The organism is Woodsholea maritima DSM 17123, from assembly GCF_000382325.1.
GTDB classification, from domain to species: Bacteria; Pseudomonadota; Alphaproteobacteria; order Caulobacterales; family Maricaulaceae; genus Woodsholea; species Woodsholea maritima.
Map to the genome: position 1 here is coordinate 840,527 of NZ_KB908056.1, position 25,108 is coordinate 865,634.

Sequence of the window (25,108 nt, forward strand, 5' to 3'; positions counted from 1 at the left end):
CGATGAGGGGGCCTTCGCATGGACGAAAGGCGCAAAATATACGTTTATTGCGATTAAAAGCCTTAAAGGATTAGGGATGAGGCTTAGCGCATACCGCCCCATAAACCGCGTTCGCCATAGCATCTAAAAATGCCTCATCGCACAAGCTTAAAGCTGCCGCAGCGCCCTCATTGGGGTAGAGCGCTTTTTCAACGAGAACCGTATTCACCATATAGACCAAGATTTCACCCGCACGCTCAACGGGTTGATTAATCTCGTCGGGGTAATTGTTGAGATAGGCAATTGCTGCGTCCCGCGCGGCCCGAAGCTTGCCATCCCATTCCTCACCCACCAGATCAGGGCGCAAACGCCCATACATATAGGCTGAACGCACCAAGGGGGTTTCACTGAGAATGAAGCGCCAATTGAGCTCCAGATTGACTCGGATCGCCGCATAGAGGCCCTCAGCCTGACTATGAAGGTCTGCATATTGGTTATGAAAGGCGGCTAAGCGCTCCCCATAAAGTTCGAAAATAACCGGAATGAAGGCGTCTTTATTCTCAAACCGGCGATACACGGTACCCACGGCGAGGCCTGCATGTGCGGCAATCTCACTGACCGTAAGATCATCAAAGCTTTTCTCACGCAGCAAATCACCGAACGCTTTTAAAAGCTTAGTCCGCGTTTCTTCGGATCGGGCCTGGCGGGCCGGTTTTATACCTTGACTCATTTCATCTTTTCCATAATTGTGAATGCGAATTCGCATTCACAATTATCTTGAGGATTATTCTCCCCTTTGATGAAGGAAGTCCCCGTCATGTCAATGCTCGACCTAAGCGCGCTCCTGCAACAGCCCAGCCTGGTGATCGGGTTAGGCCTCGTCACACTTTTCCTGGTTTTTAGCATGATCAAAGATTTGTTCACCCGCGCTCAACGCGCCAAAGGGGTCCAGATTGATCGGCTCAAACACTACAATAGCGCTATGGTTTTGCTATGGAGCCTTGCTCTGATCTGTCTCATCTGCTGGCATGTTTCTGATTTAAGTTGGGCTCAACTGGGCTTTCGTCTACCCACAGGGTGGCGCGCTTGGATCAGTTGGGGCCTGAGCGGCATGATTATTACATATCTCATCTATACCCTGATCGCTGCGGCCCTGCATGCGCCGTCCCGCATCTCCATGCGCCAACAGTTTGAAACGGCCGCAGATCTCGACCTCATCCGGCCTAGAACTGAAAAAGACCATGCCCGCTTTCAAGGCCTGTCTTTAACCGCCGGTATTACTGAAGAGATTGTCTTCCGAGGCTTTATGATTGGCGCTTTAGCTCTGATCGCACCGCTCTGGTTGGCCGCAATATTCGCTCTTATCTGGTTCATCCTCGGCCATGTCTATCAAGGACTGAAAGGCATGATCACGATCCTACCGATTTCAATCCTGCTCACCGTGATCTTTGTCATCGGCCAATCGCTATGGCCTGTGATCTTGGTCCATGTCTTGGTGGATATGGTCGCGGGAGGGCAGTTCAAATTAGTCGATGCCTTTGAAGAAAAAGATGCACAGATGAGCCCGGCTTAAAGCGCGCTCACACAGCCCTCATCAACCTTGAAGCGCTGGGCCCCTTCACCGAAGCCCGAAAACAGCGCCTCATCCACCCCGGTCATCCAGGCCTGGGCACCAATATCTAAAATCGCTTCGGCCAAGCCATCGCGGCGCGCCTGATCAAGATGGGCGCACGCCTCATCAAAGATCAAGATCGGGATCACGCCTTTGACATGGCGCAGTGCGCGGGCCTGAGCCAGGGCCAGACCCAGCACCAGCGCCTTTTGTTCGCCGGTTGAACATTCCGCGGCGGCTTGATTTTTTTCGCGATGGCGCACCGAAAGCTCAGTCCGGTGAGGCCCGCTCAAGGCCCGCCCCGCCGCGCCATCGCGCGGGCGAACCCGGGCCAGTTCACTCGCAAACCCATCTTCAACATCGCCGGCTTTTGCGCCTTCAGACAGCTGTACCTCTATCATACCATCCAGGCTGAGATCGGCCTTGGGAAAGGCGCTTTTGGCGCGCTGATCAATCTCACTTTGCAGATGAACCAAAGTCTCCAAACGCGCGGCCGCCATGGCAACACCGAATTCGGCCATTTCACGCTCTAGGATTTTCAGCCAATCACCATCGGCGCGCCGACCGGTTTCACGTTCGACATCCAGAAGCTTTTGGCGATTTTTCTGCGCCTTCTCATAAGCGCTGGCGGCCTGCGCATGGGCGGGATCGGCGGCCAAGACCATGCGATCAAAAAACCGCATCCGGTCACTACGCGGACCGGCCCAAAGGCGATCTTCGCGCGGGGTCAACCACATCATGGGCAGAAGACGCGCGAGTTCAGATTGCGTGGCCGCTTCGCCTTCCAATCGGGTGCGCCGACGGCCCGGCTGATCAGGATCAGCGCCCGTGGCGACCCGCATCGCGCCATCACGGGTTTCAACCTCGGCATAAATGCCCCAGACGCCATAGGCATCTTCGCTATTGCGCATCACGGCCTGGGCCCCGCTGGCGCGCAGGCCCCGGCCCGGCCCCAGAAAGGAAACCGCTTCGACCAGATTGGTTTTCCCGGCCCCGTTTTCACCGATCAGACAGACCGGGCGCGTATTCAGCCCCAAATCAAGGCTTTCATAATTGCGAAATTGCGTCAGGCGCAAACGCGTCACGCCCGCCCTGGGGTGATCCGGGGCGGGCGTGAAAGAAGAAAGCGCGTCATCTAAGGCGTCATTCGCCATCAAGAGCGTCCTAAGGGGCCTAAACGCGTAGCGGCATCAGCACATATTCAGCGTCCGGATCACCGCTATCGGTGACACGTGTGGGAGAGGCTGAATCGTTAAATTCAAACACCACTTCATCCCCGCCAATCTGAGCGGCAACATCCAACAAATAGCGTGCGTTAAAGCCGATATGCATCTCATCCGAGCTATAATCTGCGCTAAGCTCTTCGCTGGCTTGACCGCTTTCAGGGTTATTGACGGTCAGGACAACCTGGCCCTGGCTCATGGAGAGCTTGATCGAGCGCGATTTTTCCTGAGAAATCGTCGCGACCCGGTCCACAGCCTGAGCAAACGGTGCGCGATCTACACGCATCAACTTGTCATTACCGCGCGGAATGACCCGCTCATAATCAGGGAAAGAGCCATCAATCAGCTTTGAGGTCAGCACCGCTGCGCCAAAGCCAAAGCGGATCTTGCCTTCAGAGACCGAGACCGTGACATCGTCATTGGCATCTTCAAGCAGACGGCGGATTTCATTGACGGCTTTACGCGGCACGATAATCGCGGCCATCGCCTCAGCGCCGGAGGGTAATTGCATCTCAGCCAGCGCCAGACGGTGACCATCGGTCGCCACGGCGCGCAAGACCGGACGGCGATCACGATCAGCGACATGGATGTGAATACCGTTGAGGTAATAACGCGTTTCCTCGGTCGAGACCGCAAAGCGTGTCTTATCAATCAGGCGTGCCATTTGATCGGCCGGGGCCTGGAACGTGACCGCCAGATCTTCACTCGGCATCACCGGAAAATCACTGGGCGGCAAGGCCGGAAGATTGAAACGCGAACGCCCAGCGGACAAAGACATACGCGGGTCATCGCTGGCCATTTCCAAGGTCACATCGGCCCCGTCGGGCAATTTACGCGCGATTTCATAAAGCGTATGGGCGGGCGCGGTGACCATGCCCTCACGATCCACGCGTGCGCCCGTGGCTTCGACAATTTCCATGTCCAGATCCGTAGCGGTGAAGCGGGCTTGATCGCCGCTGGCTTCAATCAGGACATTGGACAGAATTGGAATGGTATTGCGACGCTCGACCACCGCCTGGACGTGACCCAAGGCTTTCAGGAGGGCGGCGCGCTCAATTGTCAGTTTCATAAAAGAGCGCCTTCTTCGGACGGATTATGATCCCCAAGGGGAAAGGTTTGAAACAGTGGGTGATTACCATAGTGTTCAAATAGAAACGCCGCAAGATAGCGATCTTGCGGCGTTCCAGTAACTTTTGGTCGATTAATTCTGGAGCTGTCGCTTCACCGCCTCTATGTCGTCCATCAAGGTGGGATCATGAGGCAGGCGCTCAGAAATTTTGTTGACCGCATGGATCACCGTAGAGTGATCACGCCCACCAAAACGCCGCCCAATATCGGGAAGCGAGCGCGTGGTCAGGGTCTTGGCCAGATACATCGCGATGTGGCGCGGACGCACAACGGTTTGGGTACGACGCTTAGAGGTCAAATCCGAGACGCTGATCGAGAAATGCGCCGCACACGCTTTTTGGATATCGTCCACAGTCAAACGCCGTTCGGTCTTCACGGGCAGCTCCCGCAGCACGTCTTCAACCGTATCCATCGTCACCGGCAGGCCCATATAGGCCGTGCGCACGATGACATTGTTTAAAACGCCTTCCAGATCGCGCGGAGAGGAGGTGACACGCGCCGCCAAGAAATCGCGCACCGCTTCGGGCACGTCGAGATCAGGGCAATGATGGGTGCGGGCCTGGGTGATTTTGCAATCGACAATTTTACGGCGCAGATCCAAATCGGGCGATTGCAGCGGGCAGGCAAAGCCGCCGCGCAACACCGAGCGCAAGCGCTCATCGGTGATATTGAGCTCACTGGGGGTACAATGAGAAGCCAGCACGACCTGCTTATTCTCCGCGATCATCGCAAGCAAGGTGTGCAGAAACTCATCTTCAGTGCGCGGCTTACCCGCGATGAAATGCACATCATCGATCAATAAGACATCACAGGTGCGCACCTGATCTTTGAAGGGCTGAACATTGTTCTGACGCAAGGCCGAGCGAAAGCCATTGAGGAATTCTTCGGCCGTCAAATACATGCACTTCTTGGCAGGCGCACAAGACGAGACGATCGCGCTCATCAAATGGGTTTTGCCCACGCCATAATCACCGTGGAAGAACACCGGATTGAAGGGGGGCTCTGGCGAGGTCGCAATGGCTTTTGCCGCCGTGGCCGCCATCACATTGGCCTGACCGACCATGAAGGTGTCAAACGTGAAGCGAGATGATTTTTGCTGCGGCTCAGGGTTCATGGTGGAGGAGTCCTGCACGCTGGGTGCGCCTTGAACGCCAACATTAGCACCTGATGCGCGATGTGCAGCACCCTGTCTTGTCTCGGCGGACAAATCACTCGACACAGGCAGGGCCTGACCGTCGACGCATAATTCAATCTCACGCGGGGTCTGATCATATTGCGCCCAAAGCGCGGCCAAGCGAGATCCAAGATTGTCTTCAACCCACGAGCGGCTGAACTCATTCGGGGAGACAATTAAAATACGCTGGTTGAGATCTTCGACCACACGCAAACGTGCAATCTCTGCCGCGAAAACGGTATCGCCGTATTCACGACGCAGGTGAGCGCGCACTTCACGCCATACACCGCTGACCATGGAGCCCATGGTGGTGGCAGGTGCGGTCGTGTCGGCCAGCGCATATACCGAGTTGTTCAAGCCCATAATTCCCCAACCTCTGCCTTTGCCTGTTCATTCTGAACGCAGTCAAAGTTTTGAATTTCGGAAAAGCCATCACGCTCAGCGCCACATCATAGGATGCGCCCGCTGCGGATTTCATGGTCCGTATGGAGATGACTACCGTCTGGAGTTCTTAGGTTACTGATCGAGCCTCGCGGGTCAACAGGATTAACCGTTCAAGACCCCCGAATCACGACTTGACATCCAAAAAATCTAACGGGGACTAGGCGTTGGAAAATGAAAAAAAATTAGATATTTTTTGTGTTCCTAAACCGTTCGATTTGTGACACTCAAAAAGCTGAACCGATTCAGTGTGACAGTTACGTGTATGTCGCAACAACTTCATTGAAATGGAGAAAAGAGATTGAATGCGTTCACTCGTTGTGTGTATACATAATAAAAAAAGCGCCCGCAGAGTTTCTCTACGAGCGCTTCAATCTTCATCCGTTTAGGAATGAATTAGGCCGTCGCCAACGCTTTAACGCGAGCATTCAGTCGCGAAATTTTGCGGGCCGCGGTATTCTTGTGAATGATGCCGTTAGACGCCGCATGCATCACTTCTGACTGAGCTGTCAAAAATGCTGCTCTTGCTTCATCTGCATTCCCGGCCGCAAGAGCGTGTTCAACTTTCTTTACGAAAGTGCGCATCCGCGAGCGGCGGTTTTTGTTGATTTCCGTGCGACGCGCAATCTTGCGCACCATTTTCTTAGCCGACGCCGTATTCGCCATGTGTGGTCCTGAACGTTTGTAAAACAAGCGCGCCACACCTTCACACCAAAGGCGGCGCTGGAAAAACCGTGAGGCGCGGCATATAGACGGGCCACGCCTTCACGTCAAGCGTATAACACGGTTAGCGATGTTTGAAATGCGCTGAACGCTTTTCAGCAAAGGCCGCCATGCCCTCTTTCTGGTCCTCAGTGGTGAACTGAGCCTGAAACACGCGACGCTCAAAACGGATACCCTCAGAAAGGCTTAATTCCTGAGAAATATTAATCGCTTCTTTGGTCATCATCGCAATGGGAAGAGACTTGCTGGCGATCGCCTCGGCCGCTTCCATCGCGACATCCATTAGGTCATCGGCAGGGACTAAGCGCGAAACGAGCCCAGCGCGTTCGGCTTCTTCTGCGCCCATCATGCGACCTGTAAGACACATATCCATGGCCTTGGCTTTACCCACGGCCCGTGCCAAGCGCTGGGTGCCCCCGGCCCCGGGCATCACACCCAGATTGATCTCGGGCTGGCCGAATTTTGCGGTTTCCGCGGCAATAATGAAATCGCACATCATGGCAATCTCACACCCACCGCCCAGCGCGTAACCGGCAACGGCGGCAATGATCGGCTTACGGAAACGCGCTACCGATTCCCAGGTTTTCGCGAACGGGTCATGCATATAAAGGTCGATATAATCGCGACCTTGTAATTCTTTGATATCTGCACCGGCGGCAAAGGCCTTGGCCGAACCGGTCAAAACCACACAGCCGATATCACTGTCAGCTTCAAACGCGGCCAACGCCTCGCTCAATTCACGGGTCAGATCATCGCACAAAGCGTTCAAAGCAGAAGGCCGATCAAAGGTGATAACCCCAACGCGGCCTTCGGTTTTGGTTTGAATATTTTGGTAGGCCATAGGCCACTCCCGACTGACGCGCCACAAAGGGGGCGCAACTCATTTACGACACTCTAAACGCCTCAATAGCTCAAGTGCGCCGCCGGGTCGACACCCTGCAGCGCACAATCTCACCTGAAACGGTTAAGCTGGCTAGCCTTTAATGTCGAGTAACGTGAAGGCCTTGGGCTTCGAGGAGCGGCAAAATTCCATCCGCGCCGGTCATATGGCCTGCACCGACAACCACCAGAACATCTTCAGAACCCGCCAACGCCGCTTTCAAAGGTTCAACCCACATATGGTTACGTTGAACAATCAAAGCGTCATAAACTTCAGGAGAGTCTTCTTCCATTTCTTCAGCAATCAAGCGGTGAATGGTGTCGACATCTCCGGCTTCCCAAGCGGACACCATCTCTTCAAGGATAGAGCTCAAACGTTCAATACCATCAAGAGACTCGCCCACCATCTCCACCTGCACGTCTTGTGGGAGGTTGGCAAAATATCCAATCTGCTGCTGAGGCGTTTCGAGATAAGCGAAGGCTTTTCCCGCCGCAACTCCATCGCCATAGACCGTATGCTCAACGCCTTTTTCAGGGTCAAAGCCCAAAGCCTGCATATGGGTTACACCCAACATCACCGAAGCCAACCATGGCTTTAAGGGCTCCAACGCCGCCACGGGCAGGCCTAAGCTGGGCGCGACCTCAGAAAGCTTGGCCAAAGTCTCTTCATCCAGCTGTGAACTTAACGTCACGCCCGGCGCATTCAATCCCATCTGTGGGATCAAAGCGGCAACGGCTTGCTGACCTTCAGGACTATTCCCATCGGTTTCAAAAATAATCGTTTCAGCATCGGCAAAAGCCGCTTCATAGGCCGCAGATTTCCACTCAACACCCTCAGGCAGCAAATGGAAGGAGCCGAAAAAATAAACGGTCGAATCCTCATCAGATATCGACCATAGGGCTGGATGGGCATCACTTTGCGCCTGAACGCTGGCGCCCATCAAACCTGCAACGCACATCACGCTTGTCAGAACCGTCTTGATCATAGTTTTTCCTTTTTTTAATCGACCTATCGCCCTACGCGCTTATCGTGTCTGTCAGGACGATATGTAAAGCAAGCTTGTCTCAACGCCTTTACCCTGTCAAGCGTCATTATCCCTTTGACAGGCCGGACAAAAAAATGTCGAGCGCCCATTTTGTACGATCCGCTCAATCGAAGCGGTGCACCCTTCTGCCAGGCACGCTTCACCCTCTCGCCCATAGACTTTGAAGCGATGCTGAAAATACCCTAAAGCGCCATCGACCCCCGCATAATCTTTTAAGGTTGATCCCCCCGCCTCAATCGCCTCAGCAATCACGGCGCGAATATGGGGCAACAGGCGCTCTACATCCTGGGGGATGAGACGCGATCCGCTCACTTCGGGATGAAGCCCAGCGCGATATAGCGCTTCACAGACATAGATATTGCCAAGCCCGGCAATAATGCGCTGATCAAGGAGCAGGGCCTTAATACTGGAGCGTTTCGCCAACAGCTTCGCCGTGAGATAGGCATCATCAAGCGCATTGGATAACGGCTCTGGGCCTAGATCCTTCAAGGCGGGATGGCGATCATCGCCGTCACTGGGATAAAGCATCATAAAACCAAAGCGGCGCGGATCATTATAACGCACCTCCACCCCGCCTTCGAGATGAAGGACGACATGATCATGCTTGGGGTTGGCACGCGCGGCATAAACGAAATCACCGGGCTGCGCGGCGAGGTCTTCAGCCAGGATCGAAAAGCGCCCTGACATGCCCAGATGCGCCAGCAAAGTCTCCTCGCTACTCAGCCGGATCAGAAGATATTTTGAGCGCCGCTCGATCACCTCCACCCTCGCGCCTTCCAGACGCGCAGCCATATTGTCCGGAAAAGGAAATCTCAGATCGGGGCGGTTAATCTCGGCGCGAAGTATGCAACGACCCACCATGGCGGGGATCAAACCGCGACGAACGGTCTCGACTTCTGGCAATTCTGGCATCACAATACTTTCTTAAGACATGACCATGAGGGGAAAATAGGCCATGGGGGGACGAGGGGCGAGCTATCCCAGCATCGCACAGCTATCCCATGCGGTTCAAACCGCATTAGGCGAGCTTGCCTTGAGCCGGCGCGGTGTTGACCGGCCGAGCCTCTATGTGCGTGCGCCCCATCCGTGGACGGATAAGCTGGGCGGGCTTTTGCTGTCTCACTTTGGCACAGTGCTGGATGAAGAGATCTATACCAGCCAGTTGAGCGCACATCTGGGCTTTTCCCATCGCCTGCCGCTGCGCCATTTGCCCGATCATATTCACATCACGCATCCTTGGATGAACGAGCTGGGCCTTAAAATCCTGGCCCGACCCAATTCCCATTTGATCGGATATCCGCTCGCCTTTGAAGCGGCCTGGTGCGGCAACTGGCCTCATATCATTGACCGCATCGACCGGCTGGCCGTCACGCGCGCCGACCTGAAAGTCCTGTGCGTCAGCGGTGATCCGCACCGCGATATGGGCACGATGACGCTGTCCCAAGCGCTCGCTTATCGCCTCTCGGCCGGAACGCCCAAAGGCCAAATGGCCCTTCTGGCCTTTTGGCAGGGCTGCGAAAGCCAATCGGGTGAAGAGGGCTTTAGCGTCTTTTCCTATCAAACCGGCGAGCGCGATCTGATCGCGCTTTAATCGCCGCGCCCTGCCATCGCGCGCGGCTATGACCACTGGCCCTACCCGCGCTTTGGGCCTATGGTCGCGCCAAAATCATAGCGATCAGGATGATAGGCCATGAGCGAAACCCAGACCCACGATCAGACCCGCACCGCGTCCTTTGGCTTTAAACAGGTCGATTGGTCGCAAAAGGCCGGCATGGTCAAGGGCGTGTTTGACAGCGCCGCACCCAAATATGATCTGATGAATGATCTGATGTCTTTTGGCGTACACCGCGTGTGGAAAGACATGATGATCACCAAGCTGAACCCGCAACCGGGTGAGCATTTGATCGATGTTGCCGGTGGTACAGGCGATATTGCGCGCGCCTTCCTTGATCGTGCAGACGCAGTCCAGCGCCGGCGCGGCGGTCAACCCGCCAGTGCCATCGTCGCCGATATCAATTATGAAATGCTGCAAGCCGGGCGCAAGCGCGGTCTGCGCGATCATATGGATTGGGCCTGCGTCAATGCGGAATGCCTGCCCTTTGAAGCGGCCTCGGCCCATGCCGTGACCATCAGCTTTGGCATCCGCAATGTTACCGACCGCGCCGCGGCCTTGAGCGAGTTTCACCGCGTTTTAAAACCGGGCGGTCGCTTTTTCTGTCTGGAATTTTCACGCCCCACCACGCGGGCCTTGGAAAAAATGTATGATCTATGGTCATTCAATGCCATCCCCCAGATGGGCGAATGGATCGTGAAGGACCGCGAGAGTTATCAATATCTCGTGGAATCGATCCGCCGCTTCCCCATTCAATCGGCATTCGCGGCGGAGATTGAAGCGGCAGGCTTTAAAAACGTCAAAGTCACCAATTTCTCAGGCGGCATCGCGGCGCTGCATACCGGGTGGAAGATTTAATCCCCTCCCTGCCTTTCGCCCTCCCCGTCATGCCCTCAGCCCTTAAGACAGCATCACCCCCGTGTTTAGAACGCTCATTGATACCCTTCGTCTTCTTCGCGCCGGATGGACCCTGGCGCGTCATGACGCCATGTTCCCGGCCGAATATCAGGCCGCCATGCCCGCCCCGGCCCGCCTGGTCGGTAAAGTCGCGCGCCTGATTGCCATCCGCAACCGGGCGGACAATCCCGGCGAGCGTCTGGCCCAAGCCTTGGAAAAACTGGGCCCGGCCTATATCAAATTTGGCCAGGTGCTCGCCACGCGCTCTGACGTGATTGGCGAAAGCTTCGCCCAAGGCCTGATGCGTCTGCAAGACCGCCTGCCACCCTTTGATGACGATCTCGCCCGCGCGATCCTTGAAAAGGAGCTCCAAGGTCCGATTTCGTCCTATTTTGAGACACTGGGCCCGGCCATCGCGGCGGCCTCCATCGCGCAAGTACATAAGGCCCGCACCCTGGATGGGCGCGATGTGGCGGTGAAAATCCTGCGCCCGGATGTCGAGCGGCGCATTCACCGTGATATTCGCGCGCTGCGTTTGGGTGCCAAGCTAGCCCAAAGCCTCTATCCCAAGTCTAAGCGGTTAGAACCCCATGCCTTTGTTGAGACCGTCGCGCGCTCGCTAACTCTAGAGCTGGATTTACGCCTGGAAGCCGCCGCGGCTTCAGAGCTTTCAGAAGCCAGCGCCGCAGCGGATAATTTCTTCATTCCAGAAGTCGATTGGGCGCGAACCTCCAAACAGGTATTGACCACCCGCTGGATCGAAGCCCTGCCGCTGAATGACATCGCGCGCATCGATGCTGCGGGGGTCAACAAGGTGAAATTGGCCGCTGATCTGACCGATGCCTTCCTGACCACAGCGCTGGAACGCGGGGTCTTCCATGCCGATCTTCATGGCGGCAATCTGTTCGTGACCCCCACCGGACAGCTATGGGCCGTCGATTTTGGCATTATGGGCCGCTTAGGGCTGAGCGAACGGCGCTATCTAGCGGAAATTCTCTATGGCTTCCTGACCAAGGATTATGATCGCGCCGCCCAAGCCCATTTCGATGCGGGCTATGTGCCGCCCCATCATGCCAAGGCCGATTTTGCCAGTGCGCTGCGCGCCGTGGCCGAGCCGATCTTCGGTAAAGACGCCTCGAATGTGCATATGTCGCGCGTGCTTTTGCAACTTTTTGAAATCACTGAGCTGTTTGACATGCATCTTCAGCCGCAATTGGTCTTACTGCAAAAGACCATGGTGCAGGTCGAGGGGGTGTGCCGCTCGCTCTCAGCCGCTCACAATATGTGGACGGCCTCCGGCCCGGCGGTGGAACGCTTCATGCGCCGCGAGCTGGGCCCTGAGGGTCAGGTCATGGACGCGCTGGACGATTTACGGGCACTACGCGGGGCCATCCGCCGCCTGCCGCACTTCATTGATGATATCTCAGATCTGGCCGAGCGCGCACGCGCCCACCCGCCGCGCGAACTACGAGGTCCGCTGCATTGGGGTTGGGGCATGGGGCTGGGCTTTCTTCTGGCCTGCGCTGTCGGCGGTATCGGATATTGGCTCTTACACACTCTTTAACATCGAACGCCCGCAAAAGAGACTTTGCCCCCGCGCCCGAGACCTTGTAAGCCTAAGCGCACCCTATTGACCGTCATGGGAGGCCCAATTGGCCGAAGCACGCATCCTCCTTATCATTTCCGGCGGCGTTGCAGCCTTCAAATCGCTGGAGCTTATTCGCGCGCTCAAGAAAAAGGGTATCACCACCACGCCCATTCTGACCGAAGCGGCCAAGCAATTTGTCACCCCCATGAGTGTGAGCGCGCTATCCGGGCAGAAGGTCTATGACGACCTCTTCTCCCTCACCGATGAGGCGGAGATGGGCCATATCGAGCTATCCCGCTCCGCCGATCTCATCTGTGTGGTCCCCGCCACAGCCAATATCCTGGCCAAAGCCGCCCATGGCCTGTGTGATGATTTAGCCAGCACGACCTTACTGGCCACCGACACGCCCGTCCTGATGGCCCCGGCGATGAATGTGCGCATGTGGACGCACGCCGCCACCCAAGCCAATGTCAAAACCCTGCGCGCGCGCGGTGTTGAGGTGATTGAGCCGGATGAGGGCGAAATGGCCTGCGGCGAATTTGGACCCGGTCGCCTGCCCGAGATTGAACGCTTGAGCCAGATTATCGAAGCGCGCCTGAACGCCATCACCGCGCCTAAGCCGCTGGCTGGAAAGCGTGTGGTCATCACCGCCGGGCCAACGATTGAGCCTTTAGATCCGGTGCGCTTCCTGTCTAATCACTCCTCAGGTAAGCAAGGCTATGCCCTGGCCGAAGCCCTGCGCGATGCCGGGGCGGATGTCATCCTGGTGTCGGGTCCAACGCAATTACCCAGCCCCTATGGCCTTAAAACCGAGCGCATTGAAACCGCGCTCGAAATGTTGAGCGCGGTCGAAAACGCCCTGCCCGCTGACATCTTTATCGGCGTCGCAGCGGTCGCCGATTGGCGGCCGAAAGAAACCTCGGACAAAAAGCTTAAACTGGAAAAAGCCACCGTGGCGAGCCTGTCGCTCGCGGAAAACCCAGACATTTTGCGCGCCGTCTCGCAATTAAAAACCGATCGCCCCCGCCTGGTCATTGGTTTTGCCGCTGAGACCCATGAGGTTGAAAAGCTGGCCAAAGACAAACGCAAACGCAAGGGCTGTGACTGGATCATCGCCAACGATGTCTCCGGCGATGTGATGGGCGGCAGCGAGAACGAAGCCTTGATTGTCGCTGAGACCTTCACCCGCCCGCTGGCCCGCGCCAGCAAGGCCGAGATTGCGCGCGACATTACCGCCGCGATCAGCGAACACTTCGCTGCGGCCAAAGCCTAATCCATCATTATAAGGACTATGCCATGCACGTACCCGTTCGCGCGCTCGATCATTTTTCTGGGTTGGAGTTGCCCGCCTATCAAACCGCTGGCAGTGCGGGCATGGATTTACGCGCTGCCGTCCCCCAAGACGCGCCCATCACCATCCCCAGCGGGCAATGGCGTTTAATCCCCACGGGCCTCGCCATGGCTCTACCCCAGGGTTATGAGGCCCAGGTGCGTCCGCGTTCAGGCCTGGCCGCCAAGCATGGCGTGACCTGCCTCAACACCCCCGGCACGGTGGATGCGGATTATCGCGGTGAGATATTCGTCAATCTGATCAACCATGGGCCCAGCGATTTCGTGGTTCAACGCGGCGAGCGTATCGCCCAGATGATCATCGCCCCGGTAATTCAAATCCAATGGAGTCTGGTGGATAGCCTGGATGACACCGAACGCGGCAGCGGCGGCTTTGGCTCGACGGGCGTGTGATCGCTGGTATCTGGGGTAAGTTTCAGCTAAACTCTAGGGCTCGTGACCCGAGGTTTGTCTATGAGCGTTCAAAAGACCATCGCTTTATCGCCCCAGCATGAAAGCTGGTTAGAGCTGCAGGTAAAAGAGGGGCGGTACGGATCTTTAAGCGCGCTTATCAAAGACTTGATTGATGAGCGGCAAATCCGCGAAGCGGAAACTCAAGAGCATATCGAGGATTTGCGCCGTGCCCTGATTGAGGGTGAGGCCAGCGGTCGCAGCCCGCTTTGCCTGCAAGACATTTGGCTGGATGAAACGCAAAAGCGATGACCCCCTTATGGGTCACGCGCGCGGCGGAAGACGATCTGCGCCAAATCGTGCGCTGGGGGCAAGATCATTTTGGCCCGCAGCAAAGTAAGATATTCCGGGATAAATTAGACCAAGTCTTTCGCCGAATTGCACACAGCCCGACGATTTATCCACAAGTGGATTATATCCGGCCAGGCTATCGCCGCGCCCTGTGCGGACCTTATTCGATTTATTATCGCCTTTGCCCAGATGGCATCGAAATCATCAGGGTCTTAGGCCGCCAGCATCGTGAAACAACGCTTTAACGCCCCAACAGCCCTTGAGGGAGCGGATCGCAATAGGCCTTCACATCAAACACACGCTGATCGATGATAATGTCTTGCGGGCGTAAAGAACGCGACAGCTCCAAGCCCTCAAGACTGCGCGCACGTGACAGGGCCACATAGGCCTGCCCATGGGCAAACAGATTGCGTGCGATATCGATATAGACCTTATCCAAAGTCAGCCCTTGGGCTTTATGGATAGTCATCGCCCAGGCCAGGCGCAGCGGAAATTGGGTAAATCCCCCCACCGCATCTTTCGAGAGCGCCTTTTGCCCGGCATCATAGGCATAGCGATAGCGTTCCCATTTTTGCGGCTCGACCAGATGCTGGTCGTTGCCGATCTTGATGCGGATTTTATCGCCTTCGAAGCCCGCCACTTCGCCCAGCGAGCCATTGACCCAGCGCCCTTGGGGGTCATTGCGGATCATCATCACCCGCGCGCCCGCTTTCAACACCAAAGGATCTTCGGTGGGATAGGCGCGCTCTTCAAACTGACCTTCAACCTTGGCCCCAAAGACTTTGGGTGTGCCGGGAAGGCCTTCCAAGCGTTGATAATTGATATTAAACGCCGCCTGATTGGTGGCGGTCAGCACGACATGGCTGGCGCTGGCTTCCAGACCCGAACGCCCGGTCACACGAGCATTTAACAGGCTGGCTTGATCTTCACGCAGATCCCCATCGCGCACCCCATTCAGGACATTGACGAAATCGGGATCGGATTGGCGATAAACCTGTTCCAGCTCGACATAGCTAAAGCCCGCATCACGAAACACCGGCGGGTGGAAGAAGAAGGGCCCGCCATAGGCCATGTCAAGATAGGCCCCTTCTTCGCCCTGAGCAATCGGAGGCAGCTGAGCCAGATCACCAACCAGAATAACCTGCACCCCGCCAAAGGGTTCCTGGCGATTACGGTTGAGGCGCAGGCTGGCATCAATCGCCCACATCACATCTGAGCGCACCATGGAGATCTCATCGATCACCAAGGTCTCTAAGGCTTGTAAAGCGCGCGCATTGCGCAAGCGTTTGATGTCGGCAGGCTCAATCAAGCGCGGCGGCAAGCGGAAGAAGGAATGAAGGGTCTGGCCCCCCACATGCATGGCCGCAACCCCAGTGGGGGCCACCACGGCCGCGCGCGCGCCCGCCCGACGTAAAAACTCACGCAGCAACGTGGTCTTGCCTGTCCCCGCCCGGCCCGTCAGGAACAGATTAGGCCGCTTATCAATCAGGAAATTGATTAAGGCGGTCTGGTCAGCGGCAAGCGCGGGGACATTGGGATCAGAGGCGAGCAGGGACATGGCGGGACCTAAACAAATCTAGAACACTACCATGGCGGGCTTCGCCCTAAAGCGCTAGGCCAAGATGTCACTGCGGTCTTTAAAAGGGACGGCACAGGAGGGCGTTTCACGCCGGTTAGCCCTCCTGTGCCTTAACCAGATCCCATCAACCCATTTCACAAGGGCTACCCCCCTCTTGATGATAGCGCCTTGCCCCGCGGGATCTGGCTTATCGCATTATGCTTGTCGACATATAGTCCTTGCAAGGAACAAATTTCTTCATAGTCCTAGCGACGCTCTGGCGCGCGGCACGCCTCACCCTCAAAGCGGAAATCGCGCACATAGCCATCGGGGCTGATCACAAAGCGAGTTTCACACGGGGCCCAATAATCACGCGGTGGTTCATAGACCACATCCTCAATGACTTCTTTGCGCTCGCGGCGATAGCCATCACTGTCGCGATACGTCACCCGGCGCTCGACAGGCACGGTATAATGATGACCGGGAATATAGCGATATTCTTCGAATTGATAGACCCAGACCTCGCTGTCATCGCTCAAGGCATGACGGCGCAGAGGCGGGCCTAATTCAATCACCAACATATCAGAAGTCTGGCCGATATATTGTTCCGTTTGCTGACGATAGCCTTCCGTCGTTGCACAGGCGCTGAGCATAAGACTGGTCGCCAAAGCCGCCAAAGCATAGTGTTTCAAAATGTCCCTCCCTACGTAAGTCATGGCATGCATGAAAGCATGAGGGGCGCTGCCTGAATGTAAGCTGAAGACGATCCTTAGCTTTTCGTCAAAAACATGAAATGCGAGTTATCCATGTCCATTGATATTGAGCGTCATGCCCGACATATCTTGCTCAAAGAAATCGGGGGGCCGGGACAGAACAAACTCGCTAGAGCCCATATCGCCCTCATCGGTGTGGGCGGGCTTGGCGCGCCTGCTGCGCTCTATCTGGCGGCGGCGGGCGTAGGAAAGCTGACCCTTATTGATCCTGATTATGTCAGCTTAGATAATTTACAACGCCAGATTCTCTATACCACAAAGGATATCGGCGCCCCCAAGGCGCAGCGCGCCAAAGATCGCCTCACCGCGCTTGATCCGCGCCTTCACTGTGACATTCACGCCGTCAAAGCCGATGCGCAGAACCTTCCAGCACTGCTTCAAGGTGTGGATGTGGTTCTGGATGGCTGTGATGATTTCGAGACGCGTTTCGCCGTCAATCACGCGGCGATCGCGGCGCAAATCCCGCTCATATCCGGGGCCTTGGGGCGCTGGGATGCCCAGGCGAGCGTCTTTGCCGGTCACGAGAGCGAGACCGCTTGCTATCAATGCTTCGTGCCGGACATTCCGCCCGAAGCAGAAACCTGTGAACGCGTGGGGGTCGTTGGGCCGTTAACTGGCATCTGCGGATCCCTGATGGCGTTGGAGGCGATCAAGCTGATCACTGGCGCGGGCCAGGTGTTAAAGAACCGGCTGTGGATCTATGAGGGCTTAACGGCGCGCACCCGGATCGTCACTCTGGCCAAGGACCCGGCCTGTCCCAGCTGCGGGACGCTCTAAGGCGTGAGATCTGGCCCAGGCGAGATCCAGAACAAGTCCTAAAACCGCCCAGGGCGCAAAACCCAGGATCAGACCGAAGACCAAAGCGCCGCTGACGGCGACAATGATCATACCAATCACCCCGCCCAGCACCAGACCAAGGGCCGATATCCAACCGGGATGCCAATGAGCCAGCACCCCCCAGGGGGCGCGATGCGAGGTCGAGGTCGTATCAAGGGGGGTGTTCTGGCTCATCATAAGACCCAGACTAGACAGGGGCGGCTTTCCCGACCCTGTCCAAAGTCTGAAGTCTTTGTAATTGTGTTACGTGTCTTATTCGAGACGGCCGGTGATATCGCGATAGAGGGTTGTGGTCATGCGCTCGGTCGTGATGAAGCGCCAATTCCAGTCCTCATGGAAATCCGCCAAGGGATTGGCCTCTTGGATCTGGGCTAAAGTCAAGCCTTGATCGACCAGGGCTTGAACGCGGGCTTTACCCTCGCGCAGCATCGCCACAGACGCTTCCAGATCGGCGCGCGTAGAGAGCGGGCCATGGCCAGAGATGATTTTGGTATTCTCATCAGAGCGCGCAATGATCGCTTCCATACCGGCGATATAACCCTCAACTGTGCCCCCCGTATCGAGGTCGATATAAGGGAACATGCCTGAGAAGAGGAGATCACCGGCGTGAATAACATTGGCCTCTTCAAACACGATGAAAAGATCGCCATCGGTGTGGGCGGTGGGGGTGTGGACGATGTCGGCCGTTTGCCCATTCATCGTGATGGTAAAATGATCGCCCAGATTAAGGCTTGGCAAAAACGCGCCGGCCAAAGGCTCCGCCGTAGATCCAAGGAGGTGCGAGGTCTGGGGATGGGTCAGGCGTTCACGCACGGTGTGATGGGCGGCAATCACGGCGCCACGTTCAGCAAAATAGGCATTGCCCTGAACATGATCCCCATGCCAATGGGTGTTCAGCACCAGCTCCACATCCTGGCCTGAAATCTCGCGCTGGGCGTGATCAATCAGGGGCGCGAGGCGCTCATATTGGGTGTCGATCATAAAGACGCCATCTTCACCCACTAAAATGCCCACATTGCCCGCCTGATCGGTCGCAAGCATATAGAGCCCGTGACCCAGATCGGTGGTTTGAACCTGAACATCGTCTTGTGCCAAAGCCATGCTGGGCACGAGTAAGCTGGTCGATAAGATAGTCGTTTGGATAAGCGTGCGGATCATCATCAGCCCCTTCATCAAAATCTGATGCCTTGCATATAGGGACACTGTGATCGATCTTCAAAAAAAGCGTGCTAAATAAACCGAGTCAAAAAACACTGTTTCACACTTCACTGAACCGTCCACCTCGTTAACGTCTGATTTACCAGTATGGGCGCACCCCTAAGTCTATGATCCGTGTTTTAAGCCTTCTTCTGATCTGGATACTCATCGCCCTTCCTGCGGGGGCGCAGGCCCCGTCACGATCGACGGGATCGGACAGCGGCCTTCCCATTCCGCGCTATATGTCCTTGAAGTTTTCCAGTGTGAACGGGCGTTCTGGCCCCTCCACCGATCATCCGATTGCCTGGCATTATAAGCGCGCAGGCCTTCCCATCGAAGTCATTGCCGAAACCGAAAGCTGGCGGCGCATTCGCGACCCTGAAGGCGAAGAAGTTTGGGTGCATGAACGCATGCTCTCTGGGCGGCGCTCGGTCTGGGTCGTGAACCCCACCTGGCTGCGCACCCGCCCGGATGCCGAAGCCCCGCAAGAAGCCCTGGCTGAGCCCGGTGCCATGCTATGGCTGGAGCGGTGCTTGTCGGGATGGTGCCGTTTAGAGGTTGAGGGCCAGCGCGGCTGGGCCCAGGCGCGCGATCTGTGGGGGGTTTATCCCCATGAATTGGGCACAGCCCCAACCTTGAGCCAGACCGAGAGCCATGCTACCGGTCCTTCCCTCTAACCACGCGATTGGTTTGAATGATCCTCATGGACGCATTCAAACCCGACTGAGCAGAGCCTTAAAATTCTGAACGGTCGCAACCTTCGGGCTTAAGGCAAATGACAAACCAACCCGACCATTATGATTATGATGGCCTGATCCAATCAGGTAATGCGCAGCTATGGGGCGATGGGAATGCTCAGCTTCCCTTACCGCCCATGCTGATGATGGACCGTATCACCAAGATCACCTCTGATGGCGGCGAATTCGGTAAAGGCCTGGTTGAGGCCGAGCTGGATATCAAAGACGATTTGTGGTTTTTCCAATGCCACTTCAAAGGTGACCCTGTGATGCCAGGCTGTTTAGGTCTGGATGCGATGTGGCAATTGGTCGGCTTTTTCTTGGGCTGGTCAGGCGCAGAAGGGCGTGGTCGCGCGCTGGGCGTGGGTGAAGTAAAGTTCACCGGACAAATTACGCCTGACGTAAAAAAAGTTCGCTATGTTATCAACCTTAAGCGGGTCATTATGAGACGTTTGGTCCTGGGCATCGCCGACGGACATGTAGAAGCGGACGGCGAAATCATTTATACTGCCAAGGACCTTCGGGTCGGCCTGTTCAAACCAGAAGCTAACAAGTCGCGAGAGTCTGAATGAGGCGTGTAGTCGTTACCGGACTGGGTATTATTTCTTCCATCGGCGAGAACGCTGAGGCTGTGCAAAAAGCCTTGCGGGCTGGTCAATCCGGGGTCATCCAAGCCCCTGACTATCAAGAGCTGGGCTTTCGCTGCCAAGTCCACGCCAAGCCGAATGTTAACGCGCAAGAGCACGTTGATAAACGCGCTTACCGCTTTATGGGTGAGGGTGCGGGCTGGTGCTATATGGCCATGGAACAGGCCATTAGCGATGCCGGGTTGAGCCCTGAAGAGGTCTCGCATGAGCGTACCGGCCTGATCGTCGGCACCGGGGGGCCCTCTACCGATGCCATCGTAAAGGCGGCTGACATCACCCGTGAAAAAGGTCCCAAGCGCATTGGGCCGTTCGCAGTGCCCAAGGCGATGAGCTCAACGGGCTCGGCCACCTTGGCGACCCCTTTCAAGATCAAGGGCCTGAATTACTCCATCTCATCGGCATGTACGACCTCTTTGCATTGCATCGGGGCCGCCGCCGAGCAGATCCAATGGGGTAAGCAGGATGTAATGTTTGCCGGGGGCGGTGAAGAACTACACTGGACGCTCTCCAACCTGTTTGATGCCATGGGCGCGATGTCCACCGGCTATAATGACACGCCAGAGCGGGCCTCCCGCGCCTTTGACAAAAACCGTGATGGGTTCGTCATTGCGGGCGGGGCTGGCATTGTGATCTTGGAAGAGTATGAGCGGGCCAAAGCGCGCGGGGCCAAGATCTATGCTGAAATCCTGGGCTATGGCGCAACATCGGATGGCTATGACATGGTTGCCCCCTCGGGCGAGGGCGCAGAGCGCTCCATGAAAATTGCCATGGCCGAAGCCAAGGGCCGCACGATTGATTATATCAATCCGCACGCGACTTCGACCCCGGTCGGCGATGTCGCAGAATCCAAGGCGATCCGCGCCACTTTCGGGGCCAATATCCCAGCCTTCTCTGCCACCAAATCCATGACCGGGCACTCGCTCGGCGCGGCCGGTGTGCAAGAAGCGATCTATTGCCTCCTCATGATGCAAGGCGGCTTCATCGCCCCTTCCATCAATATTGATGAGCTGGATCCTGAGTTTGATGGCCTGCCAATTGTGCGTGAAACCCAAGCCGCAACACTCAATACCGTGATGTCGAACTCCTTCGGCTTTGGCGGTACGAACGGCACGATCATTATGGGGACACCGGACTAATCTGGCCCCCAAAGTCTAACAAAAAAGCCGCCCCGGTCATCCGGAGCGGCTTTTTTTATGCGAAAAGCTGGAACCCTATTCCGCAGCCGGCAGGCGCGGCTGGCTGATAAATTGCGGGGCGATCTTCAGATCTTTTGCCCATTTCAGCTTTTCAAAAATCAACAGCAAAGTGCCATTATAGTCAAAGATGCGATTGAAAAAGCCCTTGCGCGGCAAGTGAAGCGCACTCACAGGGTAATCATGATGGTGATCATGGAAGGCTTCACCGCCGGTCAACAGGGCCAAGACATAATCAAACCAGAGCGGGGTTTTGAGATGACCAAAGACATTGATCCCCAAAATCGTGGCGTGAAATTGCACCCCGCGCGCAATGATCGCGGCCGAATGTAATAACAAGACCAGAATCACAGATCCGCCCAGCGCCCAGGTCGCCAGATAAATTGCCGCCGGAACAAACAGATGGATGGTCAAGGTCAGCCAGTTATAATGCTGATCGGTGATCTTCACGAAGGGAATATCGCGCAACCACATCGCCATCGGGCGCTTCAAATCATTGCGATCGCGGAAAAACAACCAGCCCATCCAGGCCCAGAGCTTTCCTTCAGCCGGATTATGCGGATCGCCTGGCTTATCGGACAGGCGATGGTGTTGGGAATGATAATTGACCCAGTCTTTAAGCGTACCCTGCATCGCCAGAACACAGTTCAAAGCCGTGATGATCTGGGCGGGCCATTTCAATTCACCGGCTTTATGTTGCCAGATGCGGTGCAGGACCCCAATGCCCATATTGCACGCCATCAAAGTGATACCCCCGACCATCATGGCCAACACGATATACCACCAATGGAAAGTAATGGCGGGCAGGGCCAAGCCCAAAACCATAGCCAAGATCAAACCGATAACCCCAAGGCTGGGATAGATCACGGCCGCGAAAACGCTCGGCCAATCCAAATTTGACCATGATTTTTCAATGGATTGAGAGCGAGGTAGTGGAGCCATATGTCTTTGCACCCTTATCTGTCATAACGCCCATCCCAAAGGGACGGTGCGTTAATTTAACCCCTCAACCCCTTGCCCGCCTAGACCAGGTTTCAGTATGGAGCGGGAAAGTGAAGAGAGCGTGAGCGAAAGCCCACAGTGTGAACGATCCGGTGCGCCATCTCGACGCGGGGTTAAAAACGCGTTATCGGATATGTCCTCTTAACGTTGTTCCTGTCGCTTGAGGGTTCAAGGCCTTCACGACGATTTTCATCACGGAAAACGAAACCATGACTGACACAAGCTTTCCTGCCGGTGACCTGTTAAAGGGCAAACGTGGCCTCATCATGGGCGTGGCGAACAAAAACTCCATCGCCTGGGGCATTGCCCAGCAATTGGCCGCTCAAGGCGCAGAGCTCGCCTTTTCCTATCAAGAAGCTCTTGAAAAGCGCGTGCGCGGTCTGGCCGAAAGCATCGGTCAGGACTTTTTGATCCCGGCTGATGTCACCAATGATGACGAAATGGAAGCCTGCTTCAAAACGCTTCAAGCGCGTTGGGGCACGATAGACTTCCTGGTTCACGCCATCGCCTTTGCGGGCAAGGATGAACTTCAAGGCTCCTTCACCCACAACACCACGCGTCTGGGCTTCCAACGCGCCATGGACATTTCCGCCTTCTCTTTCGTTGATGCGGCAAAACGCGCCAGCGCGATCATGCCCTCAAAGGAAAATGGCGGCGGGGCTATGGTCTGTCTTACATATTTGGGCTCTGAGCGCGTTGTCCCCAATTACAACGTCATGGGCGTTGCCAAAGCCGCCCTTGAAGCCTCAACGCGTTATATTGCCCGCGATCTGGGCCCTGAAGGCATTCGCGTCAATGCGATCTCTGCCGGTCCAATGCGTACCCTGGCCATGGCCGGGATTTCCGGCGGTAAGACCTTGATGAAGACCGGTAAAGACTGGTCGATGCTGAAAGAAGACACCACGATGGAAGGTGTAGCGGGCGCTGCGCTCTATCTGTTGTCAGACCTGGGTAAATCCTGCACCGGTGAAGTCCTGCACGTGGATGCCGGTTTCCACGCGGTCGGCGTGCCTGATATTTCTGAAGACGAATAAGTCTTTCAAAAACCGAAATGAAAAGCCCCGCTCGATTGAGCGGGGCTTTGTATTTTAAGCCACTTCAGCCCTAAATGCGTCTGCGACACGGGCAGACGCTTGAATATAAGGTCCTGGACTATAGCTGATCCGCAATCCCCTGCCGCCTTGATTCAGCGTCGTGAAGCCTTGGCGAAGGCGCAGCATGCGCCCCATTTCCCAGAATGTCAGGCCGAAATGGCGCTTGAAACTACGCCGCACCGTGGAGGGATCACAGGCCCACCTGTCAGTGGTGTGCGTCGAAAATCGGGCAGGTATTGCGATGAACTGACAAAAAAACTGCCTCCCCCCTATGACGGGTGGGGGAGGCATAAGTGCAGATTTAAAAGCGATGGTTGGAGGCAAATGCGCCTTTAAACCCAATACCTAAGGTCCAGACCATCAAGATGTCTGATGACAGAAGACCCTCTCTCTAACCCCAGGCATAAGTTTTTTATTGCAACTCAGACCTTAAAATCAAGCCAATTCTCGCTGCTTTGCAGCATAATTGCATATAAAATTATTTTACACCAAATAATTCTCTGGCAAAAGGGACGTGACTGACGATTTCCGCTAAAATCCAACTTCCCAAAGCCGTTGCGACCAGCACCAGGCTAAACTCGCCAAGCTTAGAGGGGATCCAATCGTATTGCGCCAAGATATAAACCAGCACCACCGTGATCGTTTGATGAAAAATATAAAGCGCGAACACTCGCTTGTTTAAATATGTGATGATCGCATGGGGGTTGGTGAACCAGATCCGCGCCCACGCCAACAGCGTGACAATCGCGCTCCACGTATAGACCACCCGACCAATGCGTGAAAGAAGCAAAACAGGACCGTCTTCTGCGGCCACCCAATCCCAATTAGACCAGGCAAAGGTCAAAATGACGCCCAATCCCAGGGTCAATACGGTCACCGGCCAGCGCACTTTATCAACCCCCAGCCAGAAGGGGCGATAGCGCGCCAGCGCCAAACCGCTGACAAACATCACCGCCATATGGGTCAGATTGGCCCAATCTGAAACCAAATTATGCGTGGTTGGAAAATAGGGTGTCAGCCCCCAGCGCACCCATAGAAGAGGGATGAGGGGGATCACCACACTCCAGACTGCCGCGCGGGCGGGCTGAGCTTCAATCTCGCGCGTCTGGCTTGGGAATACGCGGTTAAAAAGCGCAACTATGCCTGCACCCAAGGCCGTGAGCAGGCAAAACACCCACAAATAAGCGACATACCATAAATGGTTCCAGGTCGGGGTCGTAATGCCTTCGATCTTTGGGCCTTGCAGGTAATCGCCATAAAAGGCCCAAAAGCCTGGCTCAATCAAACCGGCCTGACGCAATTGGAAATAGGTCTGTGGCGCAACAATCGTCACCATGCCAAAGACCAGCGGCACGAAGAGCCGCCAGCCCCGCGACAGGCCAAATTTTGCCGCGCCCAGCTTGGCCAAGAGATAAGACGCGGCCACCCCAGAGATGAAGAATAACAGTGATAACCGCCAGGGGTTTAACAGCCGCATCAAGGCTTCACCCTGTTCGCTGGCAAAGCCGCTTTTGACATGCCAGTCCCAGCTCACATAGGCCATCCCGACATGATAAAAAATTAAAAGACCAAAGGCGATAACCCGAAGGGCATCCAGACTATGATGGCGTTGGAATGCGCCGTGATTGTGTGACATAGATCTCTCCCGCTATGATGTGGGGGAAGATGTCAGACCTC

27 protein-coding genes are annotated in these 25,108 nt (G+C 55.8%); 13 read left to right on the top strand and 14 right to left on the bottom strand.

The features are described 5' to 3' along the window. Positions 1 to 70: 70 nt before the first annotated feature. On the bottom strand, positions 71 to 709 hold the full coding sequence (locus H151_RS16840) for a TetR/AcrR family transcriptional regulator (RefSeq protein WP_169336701.1): 639 nt from the start codon (positions 707 to 709) through the stop codon (positions 71 to 73). A gap of 87 nt (positions 710 to 796) precedes the next feature. On the opposite strand from H151_RS16840, the gene H151_RS0103945 reads away from it, so the two are divergent. After that, complete coding sequence (locus H151_RS0103945) at positions 797 to 1,552, top strand: CPBP family intramembrane glutamic endopeptidase (protein ID WP_019960337.1); 756 nt, start codon at positions 797 to 799, stop codon at positions 1,550 to 1,552. Here the strand turns inward: H151_RS0103945 and recF are convergent. From recF to mutM, 7 genes are all read right to left on the bottom strand, one after another. Further along, complete coding sequence (gene recF / locus H151_RS0103950) at positions 1,549 to 2,745, bottom strand: DNA replication/repair protein RecF (protein WP_019960338.1); 1,197 nt, start codon at positions 2,743 to 2,745, stop codon at positions 1,549 to 1,551. The two genes, H151_RS0103945 and recF, sit on opposite strands and share 4 nt — an antisense overlap. Positions 2,746 to 2,764: 19 nt before the next feature. Then, the gene (dnaN, locus tag H151_RS0103955) at positions 2,765 to 3,883 is read right to left on the bottom strand and encodes a DNA polymerase III subunit beta (protein WP_019960339.1); all 1,119 of its coding nucleotides are present in this window, start codon (positions 3,881 to 3,883) and stop codon (positions 2,765 to 2,767) included. A gap of 132 nt (positions 3,884 to 4,015) precedes the next feature. After that, positions 4,016 to 5,479 carry a chromosomal replication initiator protein DnaA gene (dnaA, locus tag H151_RS0103960; RefSeq protein WP_019960340.1) on the bottom strand — a complete coding sequence of 488 codons (1,464 nt, stop codon included), beginning with the start codon at positions 5,477 to 5,479 and terminating at the stop codon, positions 4,016 to 4,018. A gap of 474 nt (positions 5,480 to 5,953) precedes the next feature. Continuing rightward, positions 5,954 to 6,223: a 30S ribosomal protein S20 gene (gene rpsT, locus H151_RS0103965; RefSeq protein WP_019960341.1), complete on the bottom strand. Its 270-nt coding sequence runs from the start codon at positions 6,221 to 6,223 to the stop codon at positions 5,954 to 5,956. Positions 6,224 to 6,344: 121 nt separating this feature from the next. Beyond that, positions 6,345 to 7,121 carry an enoyl-CoA hydratase gene (locus tag H151_RS0103970; RefSeq protein ID WP_019960342.1) on the bottom strand — a complete coding sequence of 259 codons (777 nt, stop codon included), beginning with the start codon at positions 7,119 to 7,121 and terminating at the stop codon, positions 6,345 to 6,347. Positions 7,122 to 7,260: 139 nt separating this feature from the next. Further along, positions 7,261 to 8,145 (bottom strand): TraB/GumN family protein, encoded by an 885-nt coding sequence (locus tag H151_RS0103975; protein WP_019960343.1) that lies wholly within the window; start codon positions 8,143 to 8,145, stop codon positions 7,261 to 7,263. Between the two features lie 96 nt (positions 8,146 to 8,241). Further along, entirely contained in the window at positions 8,242 to 9,117 is an 876-nt protein-coding gene (mutM, locus tag H151_RS0103980) for a bifunctional DNA-formamidopyrimidine glycosylase/DNA-(apurinic or apyrimidinic site) lyase (RefSeq protein WP_019960344.1), read from the bottom strand. A gap of 43 nt (positions 9,118 to 9,160) precedes the next feature. Between mutM and H151_RS0103985 the strand changes: the two genes are divergently transcribed. From H151_RS0103985 to H151_RS0104015, 7 genes are all read left to right on the top strand, one after another. Further along, positions 9,161 to 9,796 (top strand): hypothetical protein, encoded by a 636-nt coding sequence (locus H151_RS0103985; RefSeq protein WP_019960345.1) that lies wholly within the window; start codon positions 9,161 to 9,163, stop codon positions 9,794 to 9,796. A 99-nt stretch (positions 9,797 to 9,895) separates the two neighbouring features. Beyond that, positions 9,896 to 10,675 (top strand): class I SAM-dependent methyltransferase, encoded by a 780-nt coding sequence (locus tag H151_RS0103990; RefSeq protein ID WP_019960346.1) that lies wholly within the window; start codon positions 9,896 to 9,898, stop codon positions 10,673 to 10,675. Between the two features lie 61 nt (positions 10,676 to 10,736). Continuing rightward, on the top strand, positions 10,737 to 12,278 hold the full coding sequence (gene ubiB / locus H151_RS0103995; protein WP_019960347.1) for a 2-polyprenylphenol 6-hydroxylase: 1,542 nt from the start codon (positions 10,737 to 10,739) through the stop codon (positions 12,276 to 12,278). An 88-nt stretch (positions 12,279 to 12,366) separates the two neighbouring features. Next, positions 12,367 to 13,575, top strand: a complete 1,209-nt coding sequence (gene coaBC, locus H151_RS0104000) for a bifunctional phosphopantothenoylcysteine decarboxylase/phosphopantothenate--cysteine ligase CoaBC (RefSeq protein WP_019960348.1) — start codon at positions 12,367 to 12,369, stop codon at positions 13,573 to 13,575. Between the two features lie 23 nt (positions 13,576 to 13,598). Then, positions 13,599 to 14,045: a dUTP diphosphatase gene (gene dut, locus H151_RS0104005; protein WP_019960349.1), complete on the top strand. Its 447-nt coding sequence runs from the start codon at positions 13,599 to 13,601 to the stop codon at positions 14,043 to 14,045. 60 nt (positions 14,046 to 14,105) lie between these two features. Continuing rightward, positions 14,106 to 14,354, top strand: a complete 249-nt coding sequence (locus H151_RS0104010; protein ID WP_019960350.1) for a type II toxin-antitoxin system ParD family antitoxin — start codon at positions 14,106 to 14,108, stop codon at positions 14,352 to 14,354. Beyond that, entirely contained in the window at positions 14,351 to 14,638 is a 288-nt protein-coding gene (locus H151_RS0104015; protein WP_019960351.1) for a type II toxin-antitoxin system RelE/ParE family toxin, read from the top strand. Before H151_RS0104010 ends, H151_RS0104015 begins: the two co-directional genes overlap by 4 nt. Here the strand turns inward: H151_RS0104015 and H151_RS17835 are convergent. Continuing rightward, complete coding sequence (locus H151_RS17835) at positions 14,635 to 15,951, bottom strand: ATP-dependent DNA helicase (RefSeq protein ID WP_019960352.1); 1,317 nt, start codon at positions 15,949 to 15,951, stop codon at positions 14,635 to 14,637. The genes H151_RS0104015 and H151_RS17835 overlap by 4 nt on opposite strands. Before the next feature lie 266 nt (positions 15,952 to 16,217). Next, complete coding sequence (locus tag H151_RS0104025; RefSeq protein ID WP_019960353.1) at positions 16,218 to 16,643, bottom strand: hypothetical protein; 426 nt, start codon at positions 16,641 to 16,643, stop codon at positions 16,218 to 16,220. Positions 16,644 to 16,757: 114 nt separating this feature from the next. On the opposite strand from H151_RS0104025, the gene H151_RS0104030 reads away from it, so the two are divergent. Then, positions 16,758 to 17,501: a HesA/MoeB/ThiF family protein gene (locus tag H151_RS0104030; protein WP_019960354.1), complete on the top strand. Its 744-nt coding sequence runs from the start codon at positions 16,758 to 16,760 to the stop codon at positions 17,499 to 17,501. On the opposite strand, the gene H151_RS17490 is transcribed toward H151_RS0104030, so the two are convergent. Both H151_RS17490 and H151_RS0104035 read right to left on the bottom strand, forming a co-directional pair. Continuing rightward, positions 17,433 to 17,735, bottom strand: a complete 303-nt coding sequence (locus H151_RS17490; RefSeq protein WP_156823354.1) for a hypothetical protein — start codon at positions 17,733 to 17,735, stop codon at positions 17,433 to 17,435. The genes H151_RS0104030 and H151_RS17490 overlap by 69 nt on opposite strands. A gap of 78 nt (positions 17,736 to 17,813) precedes the next feature. Further along, positions 17,814 to 18,719, bottom strand: a complete 906-nt coding sequence (locus H151_RS0104035) for an MBL fold metallo-hydrolase (RefSeq protein ID WP_156823355.1) — start codon at positions 18,717 to 18,719, stop codon at positions 17,814 to 17,816. Between the two features lie 167 nt (positions 18,720 to 18,886). On the opposite strand from H151_RS0104035, the gene H151_RS0104040 reads away from it, so the two are divergent. The 3 genes from H151_RS0104040 to fabB all read left to right on the top strand — a co-directional run bounded on the left by H151_RS0104040 (position 18,887) and on the right by fabB (position 21,278). Next, positions 18,887 to 19,435: an SH3 domain-containing protein gene (locus H151_RS0104040; protein WP_019960356.1), complete on the top strand. Its 549-nt coding sequence runs from the start codon at positions 18,887 to 18,889 to the stop codon at positions 19,433 to 19,435. A gap of 98 nt (positions 19,436 to 19,533) precedes the next feature. After that, positions 19,534 to 20,067 (top strand): bifunctional 3-hydroxydecanoyl-ACP dehydratase/trans-2-decenoyl-ACP isomerase, encoded by a 534-nt coding sequence (gene fabA / locus H151_RS0104045; protein WP_019960357.1) that lies wholly within the window; start codon positions 19,534 to 19,536, stop codon positions 20,065 to 20,067. Continuing rightward, positions 20,064 to 21,278 (top strand): beta-ketoacyl-ACP synthase I, encoded by a 1,215-nt coding sequence (fabB, locus tag H151_RS0104050; protein ID WP_019960358.1) that lies wholly within the window; start codon positions 20,064 to 20,066, stop codon positions 21,276 to 21,278. The genes fabA and fabB overlap by 4 nt, the downstream gene beginning before the upstream one ends. Positions 21,279 to 21,353: 75 nt before the next feature. On the opposite strand, the gene H151_RS0104055 is transcribed toward fabB, so the two are convergent. Next, entirely contained in the window at positions 21,354 to 22,277 is a 924-nt protein-coding gene (locus H151_RS0104055; RefSeq protein ID WP_019960359.1) for an acyl-CoA desaturase, read from the bottom strand. Between the two features lie 269 nt (positions 22,278 to 22,546). Here H151_RS0104055 and H151_RS0104060 point away from each other — a divergent pair, with 269 nt between their 5' ends. Next, positions 22,547 to 23,371, top strand: coding sequence for an enoyl-ACP reductase FabI (locus H151_RS0104060; protein ID WP_019960360.1), 825 nt, complete (start codon positions 22,547 to 22,549; stop codon positions 23,369 to 23,371). A 538-nt stretch (positions 23,372 to 23,909) separates the two neighbouring features. On the opposite strand, the gene H151_RS0104065 is transcribed toward H151_RS0104060, so the two are convergent. Next, positions 23,910 to 25,067 (bottom strand): acyltransferase family protein, encoded by a 1,158-nt coding sequence (locus H151_RS0104065; RefSeq protein ID WP_019960361.1) that lies wholly within the window; start codon positions 25,065 to 25,067, stop codon positions 23,910 to 23,912. Positions 25,068 to 25,108: the final 41 nt, after the last annotated feature.

Excerpts from the sequence above, each read along its gene's own strand:
- H151_RS16840 (WP_169336701.1), bottom strand. The coding sequence starts at position 709 with ATGAGTCAAGGTATAAAACCGGCCCGCCAGGCCCGATCCGAAGAAACG.
- H151_RS0103945 (WP_019960337.1), top strand. The coding sequence starts at position 797 with ATGTCAATGCTCGACCTAAGCGCGCTCCTGCAACAGCCCAGCCTGGTG.
- recF (WP_019960338.1), bottom strand. The coding sequence starts at position 2,745 with ATGGCGAATGACGCCTTAGATGACGCGCTTTCTTCTTTCACGCCCGCC.
- dnaN (WP_019960339.1), bottom strand. The coding sequence starts at position 3,883 with ATGAAACTGACAATTGAGCGCGCCGCCCTCCTGAAAGCCTTGGGTCAC.
- dnaA (WP_019960340.1), bottom strand. The coding sequence starts at position 5,479 with ATGGGCTTGAACAACTCGGTATATGCGCTGGCCGACACGACCGCACCT.
- rpsT (WP_019960341.1), bottom strand. The coding sequence starts at position 6,223 with ATGGCGAATACGGCGTCGGCTAAGAAAATGGTGCGCAAGATTGCGCGT.
- H151_RS0103970 (WP_019960342.1), bottom strand. The coding sequence starts at position 7,121 with ATGGCCTACCAAAATATTCAAACCAAAACCGAAGGCCGCGTTGGGGTT.
- H151_RS0103975 (WP_019960343.1), bottom strand. The coding sequence starts at position 8,145 with ATGATCAAGACGGTTCTGACAAGCGTGATGTGCGTTGCAGGTTTGATG.
- mutM (WP_019960344.1), bottom strand. The coding sequence starts at position 9,117 with ATGCCAGAATTGCCAGAAGTCGAGACCGTTCGTCGCGGTTTGATCCCC.
- H151_RS0103985 (WP_019960345.1), top strand. The coding sequence starts at position 9,161 with ATGGGGGGACGAGGGGCGAGCTATCCCAGCATCGCACAGCTATCCCAT.
- H151_RS0103990 (WP_019960346.1), top strand. The coding sequence starts at position 9,896 with ATGAGCGAAACCCAGACCCACGATCAGACCCGCACCGCGTCCTTTGGC.
- dut (WP_019960349.1), top strand. The coding sequence starts at position 13,599 with ATGCACGTACCCGTTCGCGCGCTCGATCATTTTTCTGGGTTGGAGTTG.
- H151_RS0104010 (WP_019960350.1), top strand. The coding sequence starts at position 14,106 with ATGAGCGTTCAAAAGACCATCGCTTTATCGCCCCAGCATGAAAGCTGG.
- H151_RS0104015 (WP_019960351.1), top strand. The coding sequence starts at position 14,351 with ATGACCCCCTTATGGGTCACGCGCGCGGCGGAAGACGATCTGCGCCAA.
- H151_RS17835 (WP_019960352.1), bottom strand. The coding sequence starts at position 15,951 with ATGTCCCTGCTCGCCTCTGATCCCAATGTCCCCGCGCTTGCCGCTGAC.
- H151_RS0104030 (WP_019960354.1), top strand. The coding sequence starts at position 16,758 with ATGTCCATTGATATTGAGCGTCATGCCCGACATATCTTGCTCAAAGAA.
- H151_RS17490 (WP_156823354.1), bottom strand. The coding sequence starts at position 17,735 with ATGAGCCAGAACACCCCCCTTGATACGACCTCGACCTCGCATCGCGCC.
- H151_RS0104035 (WP_156823355.1), bottom strand. The coding sequence starts at position 18,719 with ATGATCCGCACGCTTATCCAAACGACTATCTTATCGACCAGCTTACTC.
- H151_RS0104040 (WP_019960356.1), top strand. The coding sequence starts at position 18,887 with ATGATCCGTGTTTTAAGCCTTCTTCTGATCTGGATACTCATCGCCCTT.
- fabA (WP_019960357.1), top strand. The coding sequence starts at position 19,534 with ATGACAAACCAACCCGACCATTATGATTATGATGGCCTGATCCAATCA.
- fabB (WP_019960358.1), top strand. The coding sequence starts at position 20,064 with ATGAGGCGTGTAGTCGTTACCGGACTGGGTATTATTTCTTCCATCGGC.
- H151_RS0104055 (WP_019960359.1), bottom strand. The coding sequence starts at position 22,277 with ATGGCTCCACTACCTCGCTCTCAATCCATTGAAAAATCATGGTCAAAT.
- H151_RS0104060 (WP_019960360.1), top strand. The coding sequence starts at position 22,547 with ATGACTGACACAAGCTTTCCTGCCGGTGACCTGTTAAAGGGCAAACGT.
- H151_RS0104065 (WP_019960361.1), bottom strand. The coding sequence starts at position 25,067 with ATGTCACACAATCACGGCGCATTCCAACGCCATCATAGTCTGGATGCC.